12 protein-coding genes are annotated in these 13,773 nt (G+C 57.9%); 10 read left to right on the top strand and 2 right to left on the bottom strand.

Going from position 1 to position 13,773, the window contains the following annotated elements; genetic code table 11:
• Nucleotide 1: 1 nt before the first annotated feature.
• Together leuA and leuL are read right to left on the bottom strand one after the other, a co-directional pair.
• Nucleotides 2–1,558 carry a 2-isopropylmalate synthase gene (gene leuA / locus LB453_RS18865; protein ID WP_103793930.1) on the bottom strand — a complete coding sequence of 519 codons (1,557 nt, stop codon included), beginning with the start codon at nt 1,556–1,558 and terminating at the stop codon, nt 2–4.
• 90 nt (nt 1,559–1,648) lie between these two features.
• Nucleotides 1,649–1,732: a leu operon leader peptide gene (gene leuL / locus LB453_RS23450; RefSeq protein WP_127908400.1), complete on the bottom strand. Its 84-nt coding sequence runs from the start codon at nt 1,730–1,732 to the stop codon at nt 1,649–1,651.
• Nucleotides 1,733–2,460: 728 nt separating this feature from the next.
• On the opposite strand from leuL, the gene ilvI reads away from it, so the two are divergent.
• From ilvI to mraY, 10 genes are all read left to right on the top strand, one after another.
• Nucleotides 2,461–4,185: an acetolactate synthase 3 large subunit gene (gene ilvI, locus LB453_RS18855; protein WP_103793931.1), complete on the top strand. Its 1,725-nt coding sequence runs from the start codon at nt 2,461–2,463 to the stop codon at nt 4,183–4,185.
• Nucleotides 4,186–4,187: 2 nt separating this feature from the next.
• A complete protein-coding gene (gene ilvN / locus LB453_RS18850) occupies nt 4,188–4,679 on the top strand; it encodes an acetolactate synthase small subunit (RefSeq protein ID WP_033749472.1) in 492 nt (163 codons plus the stop codon).
• A 188-nt stretch (nt 4,680–4,867) separates the two neighbouring features.
• Nucleotides 4,868–5,878 carry a catabolite repressor/activator gene (cra, locus tag LB453_RS18845; protein ID WP_103793932.1) on the top strand — a complete coding sequence of 337 codons (1,011 nt, stop codon included), beginning with the start codon at nt 4,868–4,870 and terminating at the stop codon, nt 5,876–5,878.
• Between the two features lie 487 nt (nt 5,879–6,365).
• On the top strand, nt 6,366–6,824 hold the full coding sequence (gene mraZ / locus LB453_RS18840; RefSeq protein ID WP_103793933.1) for a division/cell wall cluster transcriptional repressor MraZ: 459 nt from the start codon (nt 6,366–6,368) through the stop codon (nt 6,822–6,824).
• Nucleotides 6,825–6,826: 2 nt separating this feature from the next.
• Nucleotides 6,827–7,768 carry a 16S rRNA (cytosine(1402)-N(4))-methyltransferase RsmH gene (gene rsmH / locus LB453_RS18835; RefSeq protein ID WP_103793934.1) on the top strand — a complete coding sequence of 314 codons (942 nt, stop codon included), beginning with the start codon at nt 6,827–6,829 and terminating at the stop codon, nt 7,766–7,768.
• The gene (gene ftsL / locus LB453_RS18830; RefSeq protein WP_033749477.1) at nt 7,765–8,085 is read left to right on the top strand and encodes a cell division protein FtsL; all 321 of its coding nucleotides are present in this window, start codon (nt 7,765–7,767) and stop codon (nt 8,083–8,085) included. Before rsmH ends, ftsL begins: the two co-directional genes overlap by 4 nt.
• 16 nt (nt 8,086–8,101) lie before the next feature.
• On the top strand, nt 8,102–9,868 hold the full coding sequence (locus LB453_RS18825) for a peptidoglycan glycosyltransferase FtsI (protein WP_103793935.1): 1,767 nt from the start codon (nt 8,102–8,104) through the stop codon (nt 9,866–9,868).
• Nucleotides 9,855–11,342: a UDP-N-acetylmuramoyl-L-alanyl-D-glutamate--2,6-diaminopimelate ligase gene (gene murE, locus LB453_RS18820; RefSeq protein WP_224481550.1), complete on the top strand. Its 1,488-nt coding sequence runs from the start codon at nt 9,855–9,857 to the stop codon at nt 11,340–11,342. The genes LB453_RS18825 and murE overlap by 14 nt, the downstream gene beginning before the upstream one ends.
• Nucleotides 11,339–12,697 carry a UDP-N-acetylmuramoyl-tripeptide--D-alanyl-D-alanine ligase gene (gene murF / locus LB453_RS18815; RefSeq protein WP_103793937.1) on the top strand — a complete coding sequence of 453 codons (1,359 nt, stop codon included), beginning with the start codon at nt 11,339–11,341 and terminating at the stop codon, nt 12,695–12,697. The genes murE and murF overlap by 4 nt, the downstream gene beginning before the upstream one ends.
• Entirely contained in the window at nt 12,691–13,773 is a 1,083-nt protein-coding gene (gene mraY / locus LB453_RS18810) for a phospho-N-acetylmuramoyl-pentapeptide-transferase (RefSeq protein WP_033749483.1), read from the top strand. Before murF ends, mraY begins: the two co-directional genes overlap by 7 nt.

Here is a 13,773-nt window from a genome sequence, read left to right as displayed (position 1 = left end):
GTTACACCGTTTCCTTCTGAAATTTGCGCTGCAATTCTTTTTCGACTTCTTTGGCGCGCCAGATATTGTTCAGCGCGTTTACCATCGCCTTCGCGGAGGACTCGACGATATCGGTCGCCAGACCCACGCCGTGGAATTTGCGGCCGTTGTAGTTAACCACGATATCCACCTGGCCCAGCGCGTTCTCGCCGTGGCCTTTTGCCGTTAACTTGTAGTTCACCAGCTCGGCTTCAAAGCCGGTAATGCGGTTGATCGCCTGATAAACCGCGTCGACCGGGCCGTTGCCGGTCGCGGCGTCCGCTTTGGTCTCTTCGCCGCAGCCCAGCTGCACCGACGCGGTCGCCGTGACGCTGGAGCCGGTCTGCACGTTGAACGCATTCAGCTGGAAATATTCCGGCTCCTCATGCTGCTTATTGATAAAGGCCAGCGCTTCCAGATCGTAATCAAATACCTGGCCTTTCTTGTCGGCCAGCTTCAGGAAGGCGTCATACAGCGCGTCCAGGCTGTAGTCGCTCTCTTTGTAGCCCATCTCTTCCATGCGGTGTTTTACCGCGGCACGGCCGGAGCGTGAGGTCAGGTTCAGCTGGATTTTATGCAGGCCGATCGACTCTGGCGTCAGGATCTCGTAGTTTTCGCGGTTTTTCAGCACGCCATCCTGATGGATACCGGAGGAGTGAGCGAAGGCGTTAGAGCCGACTACCGCTTTGTTCGCCGGGATCGGCATATTGCAGATCTGGCTGACCATCTGGCTGGTGCGGTAGATTTCCTGGTGATGGATGTTGGTATGCACGTTCAGGATCTGCTGGCGGGTTTTAATCGCCATGATCACCTCTTCCAGCGCGCAGTTACCGGCGCGCTCGCCCAGCCCGTTCAGCGTGCCTTCAACCTGGCGCGCGCCCGCCTGCACGGCAGCCAGCGCATTGCCGGTCGCCATGCCTAAATCGTCGTGGGTATGCACCGACAGAACTGCTTTATCGATATTGGGTACGCGGTTGATCAGCTGGCTGATGATGCTGGCGTATTCGCCCGGCAGGGTGTAGCCCACGGTATCCGGGATGTTAATAGTGGTGGCGCCGGCGTTAATCGCCGCTTCCACTACCCGACACAGATCGTCGATCGGCGTGCGGCCGCCATCTTCGCAGGAGAATTCAACGTCGCTGGTGTAGTTGCGCGCACGTTTCACCATCTGTACCGCGCGCTCGATTACCTCAGGCAGGGTGCTGCGCAGTTTGGTGGCGATATGCATCGGCGAGGTGGCGATAAAGGTGTGGATACGAAAGGCCTCCGCCACGCGCAGCGCTTCCCAGGCGGCATCGATATCTTTCTCGACGCAGCGCGCCAGCCCGCAGACGCGGCTGTTTTTGATGGTGCGCGCGATGGTCTGCACGGATTCAAAGTCGCCCGGCGATGAGACCGGAAAACCGACTTCCATCACGTCTACGCCCATGCGCTCCAGCGCCAGTGCGATCTGCAATTTTTCTTTCACACTCAGGCTGGCCTGTAATGCCTGCTCACCATCGCGCAGAGTGGTATCGAAAATAATGACTTGCTGGCTCATCGTATTCATCCTTATGCGTTAACTTCACCGTGCAACGAGCATAAAAAAACCCGCGCAAGGCGCGGGTTTTTAACTTTCAGCAGGTTCGAATCAGTGTTTGATTCTGCCCACGAGTCTACCGCGCAAACTGAATGCGTTAAGTAGTAGACCGAGTAGGCGGAATGAATGAAACATGGATTCGAACCTCGTAAAATTTTGTGCTGCACATATTGGTACTGGAATCAGGACGGGATGTCAACCATAAGTAAAAGGGTATTTTTGGCGACGGTTAAGGAAAAAATCCTGCGATTTCGAGCCAGCTCAGTGAAACAGACAATGTCAGACAAAATGGCGCGCAGAAGCGGCGATATGGTACAGGAGTAATAATTTAAGTTGCTGATTTTAATCTTTTAAACTGGGTTTTTTCTCCCGCTGCGCTAAAAAGGTTTTACCGCTGCGCGGCAGCAGATTGTCGTGCGTCAGCTTTATTTCAGAGTTAATAACGCCAGAAATGAATTTCACAGGAAAATTGTGGGCTGACGGAGGCGAAATTAATTTTTTATTATTTCTTATAACCCGCTGTAAATGATTTCGTCTCCAGCATTTTATTCTGCCTAACTTCCGGTGAATTAGATAATTCCTCGCGCGCTTAACTTATCGCGCAGAGGCTTTACGGCCAGCGTAACGATAAGCGCAGACTCTGACGTTTGCCTGCCAGGTTTTCTACGGTTATGGTAATCGACCAACTCTTAAAACAATCAACCAAGCAGATTTCTCTGTATCTGGATGTCGGAAACGCGTTCCGGCGTCTGCGCATAAACATAAGGTTTTGATCTTAACTGGCGAATGTGGGGCAGGATGCCAGTGGCGCGCTGGAACAGCGAGCGTCAGTGGATTCAGTTCCTCAAGCCTGGAGGCAGAAAATGGAGATGTTGTCAGGAGCCGAGATGGTCGTCCGTTCGTTAATCGATCAGGGCGTAAAGCAGGTGTTCGGTTATCCGGGCGGCGCGGTACTGGATATTTACGACGCGCTGCAAACCGTCGGCGGAATCGATCACGTACTGGTGCGCCACGAGCAGGGTGCGGTGCATATGGCCGACGGCCTGGCGCGCGCGACCGGTGAAGTCGGCGTGGTGCTGGTCACGTCGGGACCCGGCGCAACCAATGCGATTACCGGTATCGCCACCGCCTATATGGATTCAATTCCGCTGGTGATCCTGTCGGGGCAGGTGCCTTCCTCGCTGATCGGCTACGATGCCTTTCAGGAGTGCGATATGGTGGGGATTTCCCGTCCGGTGGTGAAGCACAGCTTTCTGGTGAAAAGCACCGAAGAGATCCCGACCGTGCTGAAAAAAGCCTTCTGGCTGGCAGCCAGCGGGCGTCCGGGCCCGGTGGTGATCGATCTACCGAAAGATATTCTGAACCCGGCCAATAAGCTGCCTTATGTCTACCCGGATTCGGTGAGCATGCGCTCCTATAATCCGACCATCCAGGGCCACAAAGGCCAGATTAAGCGCGCGTTAAACACGCTGCTCGCCGCGCGTAAGCCAGTGATGTATGTCGGCGGCGGTGCGATTACCTCGGCCTGCGAGGCGGAGCTGCTGCAGCTTGCGGAGCAGCTGAATATTCCGGTCACCAGTTCGCTGATGGGGCTGGGTGCCTTCCCCGGCACGCACCGTCAGGCGGTGGGCATGCTCGGCATGCACGGCACTTACGAAGCCAACATGACAATGCATAACGCCGATCTTATCTTCGCCGTCGGCGTGCGCTTTGACGATCGCACCACCAATAACCTGGCCAAATATTGTCCCAATGCGACGGTGCTGCATATCGATATCGATCCTACGTCGATCTCGAAAACCGTGGCGGCGGATATTCCGATCGTCGGCGATGCGAAACAGACGCTGCAGCAGATGCTCGATCTGCTGGCGCAAAGCGAGACAAAGCAGGATCTCGACAGCCTGCGCGACTGGTGGCAAAGCATCGACGGCTGGCGCAGCCGTAAATGCCTGGCTTACGATCGCACCAGCGAAAAGATCAAACCACAGGCGGTGATCGAAACCATCTGGCGCCTGACCAACGGCGAGGCGTACGTCACCTCGGACGTCGGCCAGCATCAAATGTTTGCGGCGCTCTATTATCCCTTTGATAAACCGCGCCGCTGGATCAACTCCGGCGGGCTCGGCACCATGGGCTTCGGGCTGCCGGCCGCCCTGGGTGTCAAAATGGCGCTGCCGCAAGAGACGGTTATCTGCGTGACCGGCGACGGCAGCATTCAGATGAATATTCAGGAGCTTTCTACCGCGCTGCAGTACGATCTGCCGGTGCTGGTGCTGAGTCTGAACAACCGCGTTCTCGGTATGGTGAAGCAGTGGCAGGATATGATCTATTCCGGCCGCCATTCGCAATCTTATATGGAGTCGCTGCCGGACTTCGTGCGCCTGGCAGAGGCGTACGGTCACGTCGGTATCGCTATTCAACATCCTTCTGAGCTGGAGGAGAAGCTGCAGCTGGCGCTGGATACGCTGGCTAAGGGGCGTCTGGTGTTCGTCGACGTGACCGTCGACGGCAGCGAGCACGTCTACCCGATGCAGATCCGCGGCGGGTCGATGGATGAGATGTGGCTGAGCAAAACGGAGAGGACATAAGTATGCGTCGTATTTTATCGGTTCTGCTGGAGAATGAATCCGGCGCATTGTCTCGCGTGGTGGGCCTCTTTTCCCAGCGCGGCTATAACATCGAGAGCCTGACCGTCGCGCCAACCGACGATCCGACCCTGTCGCGCATGACTATTCAGACCGTGGGCGATGAAAAGGTGCTGGAGCAGATTGAAAAGCAGCTGCATAAGCTGGTGGATGTGCTGCGCGTCAGCGAGCTGGGGCAGGGCGCCTATGTCGAACGCGAAATCATGCTGGTGAAGCTGCAGGCCACCGGCTACGGCCGTGAAGAGGTGAAGCGCAGCGCGGAAATCTTCCGCGGTCAGATTATTGACGTGACGCCGACGCTGTACACGGTTCAGCTGGCGGGCACCAGCGACAAGCTCGATGCCTTCCTTAACACCGTGCGTGAAGTGGCGGAAATCGTTGAAGTGGCGCGTTCCGGCATTGTCGGCGTGTCGCGCGGCGATCGCATTATGCGGTAATTTCCCCAGGTGACTGTCTCTAACCCGGCGTAATGCCGGGTTTTTTTATTTTATGCGCTATGCAGAGATCGCTAAGAAAAGCGGTTGCTCAGCGCGAAGTTCTGCTGTTAGATGTTACAAACGAGTTACCCTTAGCTTAGTTGCGGACATCTGCCGCAACGCGGCTCGCCGTGAAGTATGGAGTTATCGTGAAACTGGATGAAATCGCGCGTCTGGCAGGCGTGTCGCGCACCACGGCCAGTTATGTCATTAATGGCAAAGCGCGGCAGTATCGTGTCAGCGAAAAAACCGTCGAGAAAGTGATGGCGGTAGTGCGTGAGCATAACTACCACCCTAATGCCGTGGCGGCGGGCCTGCGCGCCGGTCGCACGCGCTCGATCGGCCTGGTGATCCCCGATCTGGAAAACACCAGCTATACCCGCATCGCCAACTATCTTGAACGTCAGGCGCGTCAGCGCGGCTATCAGCTGCTCATCGCCTGCTCGGAAGATCAGCCCGACAATGAAATGCGCTGCATCGAACATCTGCTGCAGCGCCAGGTTGATGCGATAATCGTTTCCACCTCTTTGCCGCCCGAGCATCCGTTCTATCAGCGCTGGATCAACGATCCGCTGCCTATTATCGCGCTGGACCGCGCGCTGGATCGTGAACACTTCACCAGCGTCGTCGGTGCCGATCAGGACGACGCTTTTACGCTGGCGGCTGAATTGCGTCAGCTGCCGGTGAAAAACGTGCTGTTTCTCGGCGCGCTGCCTGAGCTTTCCGTCAGTTTCCTGCGCGAGATGGGCTTCCGCGACGCCTGGAAAGAGGATCCGCGCCCCATCGACTATATCTACTGCAACAGCTTCGAGCGCACGGCGGCGGCGGCGCTGTTTGAGAAGTACCTTGACGATCACGATATGCCAGAGGCGCTCTTCACGACCTCATTCGGCCTGCTGCAGGGCGTTATGGATGTGACGCTAAAACGCGACGGGCGCCTGCCGACCGACCTCGCCATCGCGACCTTTGGCGACCACGAATTACTGGACTTTTTAGAGTGTCCGGTGCTGGCCGTCGGGCAGCGTCATCGCGACGTGGCGGAGCGCGTGCTGGAGTTAGTTCTGGCTTCGCTTGATGAACCGCGAAAACCGAAACCGGGATTAACTCGCATTCGGCGAAATTTATTTCGCCGCGGCCAGCTGAGCCGCAGAGTTAAATAGTTGGCGGGCAGCAATACCGCTGCCCTTAAATTTTTCTGTATTAATATTTTTCCGCTTTTAGGGTAAAAAAGCGTAAATCTGCGACACCTCATCTAACAAATTAGCAGCGATGTGATTGTTAAATGTCCATTTCTTAAGGGGGATGCCCGCTCCCGACCCGCCTCAAGCGGCCAGCACCGCTTTCGGAACACCCCTAAAATGCAGCCCCTGTCTCAGAAATAGTGAAGAATATTAGCGCAGGTCGTCAGGCTTATTTTTAAGCATTTTTTCAGGCGCCCTGGTTTTTATTCCATTATTCATCAGGTTAATTTTTAAAATTGACCTTTTGCCCCGTTTGTCGCTTTTCGATCAGCGAAATTACCCCTTGTAAATAGTTATATTCCCGCCGCGCTTCGGCTTGACAACGATTTCGTCGCCTCCGTAAACTCGTGGCGTGGTAAAAAGTGGGGTAAAGTGGTGAAAATGGGGAGCTGAGGGGAAGACTGGCATGTTCCGTGGAGCAACGTTAGTCAATCTCGACAGCAAGGGGCGACTGGCCGTACCAACGCGCTATCGCGACACGCTGATCGGGGAATCTCAAGGGCAGATGGTATGTACCATCGACCTTCATCAGCCATGCCTGTTGCTTTATACCTTGCCCGAATGGGAAATCATCGAAAAAAAGCTGTCTCGCTTATCCAGCATGAACCCCGTTGAGCGTCGCGTACAGCGTCTGCTGCTGGGGCATGCCAGTGAGTGTCAGATGGACAACGCAGGCCGTTTACTGCTGGCGAATACCCTTCGGCAACACGCGAGCCTGACGAAAGAAGTGATGCTGGTCGGCCAGTTCAACAAGTTTGAACTGTGGGATGAACAGACCTGGTATCAACAAGTTAAGGATGACATTGACGCAGAACAGTCGGCTCAGGAACCTTTATCTGAGCGGTTGCAGGACTTGTCGCTATAGCTATGCAGGAAAATTTTAAACATACCACGGTGCTGCTGGACGAGGCGGTTAACGGCCTCAACATCAGGGAAGACGGCATCTACATCGACGGCACCTTTGGTCGCGGCGGACATTCACGTTTGATTCTGTCGCAGCTGGGCGCGCAGGGACGGCTTATCGCTATCGATCGCGACCCGCAAGCTATCGCCGCCGCCGCTGAGATCGACGATCCGCGTTTCTCTATCGTGCACGGGCCGTTCTCCGCGCTGGCAGACTATGTCGAAGAGCTGGGGCTCAGCGGCAAAATCAGCGGCATCCTGCTCGATCTCGGCGTGTCGTCGCCGCAGCTGGACGACGCTGAACGCGGCTTCTCCTTTATGCGCGACGGGCCGCTGGATATGCGCATGGATCCGACGCGCGGACACTCCGCTGCCGAATGGCTGCTGAAGGCGGAAGAGGCGGATATCGCCTTTGTGCTGAAGACCTACGGCGAGGAGCGTTTCGCGAAACGCATTGCGCGCGCCATCGTTGAGCGCAACCGTGAACAGCCGATGACGCGCACCAAAGAGCTGGCCGAGGTGATCGCGGCGGCGACGCCGGTGAAAGATAAGTTCAAGCATCCGGCGACGCGCAGCTTTCAGGCGATCCGCATCTGGATCAACAGCGAGCTGGAAGAGATTGAAATGGCGTTAAAAGGCGCGTTAACGGCGCTGGCCCCGGAGGGACGTTTGTCCGTTATCAGCTTCCACTCGCTGGAAGATCGCCTGGTGAAGCGTTTTATGCGCGACCAGAGCCGCGGCCCGCAGGTGCCGGCAGGTTTACCGATGACCGAGTCACAGCTTAACGCGCTGGGCGGACGTCAGCTGAAGCTGCTGGGCAAAATGACGCCGGGCGACGCGGAAGTCGCAGACAACCCGCGCGCGCGCAGTTCGGTACTGCGCATCGCGGAGAGAACCGAGGCATGATCGGCAACGAACGTCACAGCCTGCCGGGAGTCATCGGCGGCGATCTACTGCGATTCGGCAAAATTCCGCTGATTTTGCTAATCGCCGTGCTGGTGTCGGCCGTGATGGTGGTGACGACGACGCACAAAACGCGTCTGCTGACCGCGCAGCGCGAACAGCTGGTGTTAGAGCGCGACGCGCTAGACATTGAATGGCGTAACCTGATCCTTGAGGAGAACGCGCTGGGCGATCACAGCCGGGTGGAGCGCATCGCCACCGAGAAGCTGCAGCTACAGCATGTGGACCCGTCTCAGGAAAATATCGTGGTACAGAAATAAGGAACGCTAAATCGCAATGAGCGGCGCAAGCAAAACGCTGAAGTTGAAAAAACAGGAAGATAAAGCCAGCTTTGTAAGCTGGCGTTTTGCGTTGCTGTGCGGCTGTATTTTACTGGCGCTGTTCGGTCTGCTCTCCCGCGTTGCCTGGCTGCAGGTCATCAGCCCGGACAAGCTGGTGAAAGAGGGCGACCTGCGCTCGTTGCGCGTGCAGGCTGTTCCCACCGCGCGCGGCATGATTAGCGATCGCGCCGGTCGTCCGCTGGCGGTCAGCGTGCCGGTCAACGCCATCTGGGCCGACCCGAAAGAATTGCACGACGCCGGCGGCGTCACCCTCGACGGCCGCTGGAAGGCGCTCGCTGACGCGCTCTCTATCCCGCTCGATCAGCTGGCAACCCGCGTTAACGCCAACCCGAAAGGCCGTTTTATCTACCTGGCGCGCCAGGTCAGTCCCGCCATCAGCGACTACATCAAAAAGCTCAGGCTGCCGGGGATCCATCTGCGTGAAGAGTCGCGGCGCTACTATCCCGCCGGTCAGGTCACTTCTCACCTGATCGGCTTTACCAATATTGATGGTCAGGGCATCGAGGGCATCGAAAAGAGCTTCGATAAGTGGCTGACCGGCGCGCCGGGCGAACGTACCGTGCGTAAAGACCGCAACGGCCGCGTAATCGAAGATATCTCATCGGTGGACAGCCGCGCCGCCCACAACCTGACGCTCAGCATCGACGAACGCCTGCAGGCGCTGGTCTACCGTGAACTCAATAACGCGGTGGCGTTCAACAAAGCTGAATCGGGCACCGCCGTGCTGGTCGACGTCAACACCGGCGAAGTGCTGGCAATGGCGAACAGCCCGGCCTATAACCCCAATAACCTCAGCAACACGCCCAAAGAGATGATGCGCAACCGCGCCATCACCGACATTTTCGAGCCTGGCTCGACCGTTAAGCCGATGGTGGTGATGACGGCGCTGCAGCGCGGCGTGGTGCGGGAAAACAGCGTGCTTAATACCGTACCGTACCGCGTCAATGGTCACGAGATCAAAGACGTGGCGCGCTATAACGAACTGACCCTTACCGGGATTCTGCAGAAGTCGAGTAACGTCGGCGTTTCACGGCTGGCGTTAGCGATGCCCTCCTCAGCGCTTGTAGAAACTTATGCGCGCTTTGGCCTGGGTAAACCGACCAATTTGGGGCTGGTCGGGGAAAGTAGTGGCTTATACCCTCAAAAACAACGGTGGTCTGACATAGAGAGGGCCACCTTCTCTTTCGGCTACGGGCTAATGGTAACGCCGTTACAGTTAGCGCGTGTCTACGCAACGATTGGCAGCTTCGGCATTCACCGACCACTGTCGATCACCAAAGTCGATCCGCCCGTCGCGGGCGAGCGCGTTTTCCCGGAATCGGTAGTAAAAACCGTGGTTCATATGATGGAAAGCGTGGCGCTGCCAGGCGGCGGCGGCATAAAAGCGGCCATCAAAGGCTATCGCATCGCGATTAAAACCGGTACGGCGAAAAAAGTCGGGCCGGATGGCCGTTACGTCAATAAATACATTGCTTATACCGCAGGCGTTGCGCCTGCCAGTCATCCTCGTTTTGCGCTGGTGGTGGTGATCAACGATCCCCAGGCCGGTAAATATTACGGTGGTGCGGTCTCCGCGCCGGTGTTCGGTGCCATCATGGGCGGCGTACTGCGCACCATGAACATCGAGCCGGATGCGTTGCCGACCAATGACAAAAACGAGCTGGTGACTAACAGAAGTGAGGAAAAAAGTGACAGATCGTAACCTGCGCGACTTGCTGGACCCATGGGTGCCAGGCGCGCCGGCGCGTCCCCTGGGTGACATGACACTGGACAGCCGCAAGGCGGCGTCCGGCGATCTGTTTGTGGCCGTGGCAGGCCACCACGCCGATGGACGACGTTTTATTCCACAGGCGATCGCGCAGGGCGTTTCTGCGGTGATCGCAGAGGCCGAAGGCGAAGCCAGCGATGGCGATATCGTTGAGATGCACGGCGTGCCGGTGATTTACCTGGCGCAGCTTCAGCAGCGTCTCTCTGCGCTGGCGGGCCGCTTCTACGGTCAGCCCGGCGAGAAGCAGAAGCTTATCGGCGTTACCGGCACCAACGGTAAAACCACCACCACCCAGCTGCTGGCGCAGTGGGCGCAGCTGCTGGGGGAAACCAGCGCGGTGATGGGCACGGTTGGTAACGGTCTGCTGGGACACCTGACGGCGACCGAAAACACCACCGGCTCCGCCGTTGACGTGCAGCACCAGCTGCAGGCGCTGCAGCAGCAGGGCGCGACGCTGACCGCTATGGAAGTCTCCTCGCACGGTCTGGTGCAGCACCGCGTGGCGGCGCTGCCGTTCGCTGCGGCGGTCTTTACCAATCTGAGCCGCGATCATCTCGACTATCACGGCGACATGCAGGCCTATGAGTCGGCTAAAAAACTGCTGTTCACCGAGCATCAGGTTGGCAGCATGATCCTGAACGCCGACGATGAGGTTGGCCGCCGCTGGCTGGCAACGCTGCCTGATGCCGTCGCCGTTACTATGGAAGACAATTTGCAGCCCGGCTGCCGTGGCCGCTGGGTAAAAGCGGAAGAGGTGACCTATCAGGAGAGCGGCGCGCATATCCGCTTCAGCTCCAGCTGGGGCGAGGGCGAGTTCGACAGCCGTCTGATGGGCGCCTTTAACGTCAGTAATCTGCTGCTGGCTTTTGCCACGCTGCTGGCGCTGGATTATCCGCTTGCCGATCTGGTGCGGACCGCACCCCAGCTACAGCCGGTATGCGGGCGCATGGAAGTCTTCAGTGCGCCAGGCAAACCCACCGTAGTCGTCGATTATGCCCATACGCCAGACGCGCTGGAAAAAGCGCTGCAGGCGGCGCGCCTGCACTGCACAGGCAAGCTGTGGTGTCTGTTCGGCTGCGGCGGCGACCGCGATAAAGGCAAGCGTCCCCTGATGGGTGCCATCGCCGAGCAGTTCGCGGACGTGGTAGTGATTACTGACGACAACCCGCGCAGCGAAGATCCGCAGGCTATCGTTAACGACATTTTGACCGGCCTGCTTGAGCCGCACCGCGCACGTGTCGTCGCCGGACGTGCGCAAGCTGTCACTAACGCCGTTCTCCAGGCGCAGCCTGACGACATCGTGCTGGTGGCGGGTAAAGGTCACGAAGATTATCAAATCGTGGGAAATCGCCGTCTGGATTACTCCGACCGCACCACGGTTGCCGCGCTATTAGGAGTAACGGCATGATCCCGGTTTCCCTGAAAACTCTGGCTGAAATCAGCGGTGGTACGCTCCACGGCAGCGATTTGACCCTTAACGAGGTGACTACTGATACGCGTAAAGTGACGCCTGGCAGCCTGTTTGTTGCGCTGGTCGGCGAACGCTTCGATGCCCACGACTTTGCCGCTGACGCTATCGCCAGCGGCGCGCAGGCGCTGTTAGTGAGTAAGCATTTACCTCTTTCTGTCCCGCAGGTGGTGGTCGCCGACACGCGTATCGCGTTCGGCAAGCTGGCCGCCTGGGTGCGCCAGCAGTCGAAGGCGCGCGTCGTGGCGCTGACCGGCTCCTCCGGCAAAACCTCGGTGAAAGAGATGACCGCCGCGATCCTGCGCGAGTGCGGTGAAACGCTCTATACCGCTGGCAACCTGAATAATGATATTGGCGTGCCGATGACGCTGCTGCGCCTGGCGCCGCAGCATCAGTACGCCGTGATTGAGCTGGGTGCCAATCACCAGGGCGAAATTGCCTACACCACCGAGCTGACGCGTCCAGAGAGCGCGCTGGTGAATAACCTGGCGGCGGCACACCTGGAAGGCTTCGGCTCGCTGGCGGGCGTGGCGAAGGCGAAAGGGGAGATCTTCAACGGTCTGCCGGCGAACGGCACCGCTATCCTCAACGCCGACAGCAACGACTGGCCGCACTGGCAGAACAACCTGCACGGCAAGCGCGTCTGGCGCTTTTCTCCTCAGGCGGCAGAGAGCGACTTTAGCGTGCGTGACGTACGTATGGGCGTTGATGGAACGCACTTCACGATGCAGACGCCAGGCGGCGATATTGCCATTACGCTGCCGTTGCCTGGCCGCCATAACATTGCCAACGCGCTGGCTGCCGCCGCGCTGGCGCTGTCGATCGACGCGCCGCTCAGCGCCATTCAGCGCGGGTTAAAAAACCTTCAGGCCGTGCCTGGCCGCCTGTTCCCCATCCGTCTCTCTGAGCATCAGCTGCTGCTGGATGACAGCTATAACGCCAACGTCGGCTCAATGACGGCCGCCGCACAGGTGCTGGGCGAGATGCCTGGCTATCGCGTAATGGTGGTGGGCGATATGGCTGAGCTGGGAGACGAGGCGGAGCAGTGTCACCGTGAAGTGGGCCTGGCGGCAAAGGCCGCAGGGGTCGATCGCGTTCTCAGCGTTGGCGAACTGAGCGCATACATGAGTGAAAGTAGCGGAGTTGGCGAACATTTCGCCACTAAAACCGCATTGACTGAACGTTTACGGACGCTGTTGTCCGAACATCAGGAATTAACCGTTTTGATTAAAGGTTCGCGGAGTGCTGCCATGGAGCAGGTCGTGCAGAACCTACAGGAGATGGGAACATGTTAGTCTGGCTGGCCGAGCATCTGGTCGCTTTTTATTCCGGCTTCAACGTCTTTTCATATTTGACGTTTCGCGCCATTGTCAGCCTGCTGACCGCCTTATTTATCTCATTATGGATGGGGCCGCGCCTGATCGCCTGGCTGCAAAAGCTGCAAATCGGCCAGGTGGTACGCAACGACGGCCCGGAGTCGCACTTCAGCAAGCGCGGCACGCCGACCATGGGCGGGATTATGATCCTCACTTCGATCACCGTTTCGGTGCTGATGTGGGCCTATCCTTCCAATCCCTACGTCTGGTGCGTACTGGTGGTGCTGGTGGGCTTCGGCATTATCGGTTTTGTCGATGACTACCGCAAAGTGGTGCGCAAAGATACCAAAGGGCTGATCGCGCGCTGGAAATATTTCTGGATGTCGGTGATTTCGCTCGGCGTGGCGTTTGCGCTCTACGCCGCCGGTAAAGGCACGCCTGCCACGCAGCTGGTGGTGCCGTTTTTCAAAGACATCATGCCTCAGCTTGGCCTGTTCTACGTGGTGCTGGCCTACTTCGTTATCGTCGGTACCGGCAACGCCGTAAACCTTACCGATGGTCTGGACGGACTGGCGATTATGCCGACCGTTTTTGTCGCGGCAGGGTTCGCGCTGGTGGCCTGGGCGACCGGCAACGTCAAGTTCGCCGAGTATCTGCATATTCCCTATTTACGCCATGCAGGCGAGCTGGTGATCGTCTGTACCGCCATCGTCGGGGCAGGGTTGGGCTTTCTGTGGTTCAACACCTATCCGGCGCAGGTCTTTATGGGCGATGTGGGATCGCTGGCGCTGGGCGGCGCCCTGGGCACGCTGGCCGTGCTGCTGCGTCAGGAATTTTTGCTGGTGATTATGGGCGGCGTGTTCGTGGTGGAGACGCTGTCGGTGATCCTGCAGGTAGGATCGTTCAAGCTACGCGGACAGCGCATTTTCCGCATGGCGCCGATTCATCATCACTATGAACTGAAAGGCTGGCCGGAACCGCGCGTGATTGTGCGCTTCTGGATCATTTCGCTGATGCTGGTGCTTATTGGCCTGGCCACGCTGAAGGTACGTTAA

It is taken from the genome of Pantoea agglomerans (assembly GCF_020149765.1).
Taxonomy (GTDB): Bacteria; Pseudomonadota; Gammaproteobacteria; order Enterobacterales; family Enterobacteriaceae; genus Pantoea; species Pantoea alvi.
Note: the sequence above shows the minus strand (reverse complement) of the source record. Positions and strands in the feature narration are given on the sequence as shown.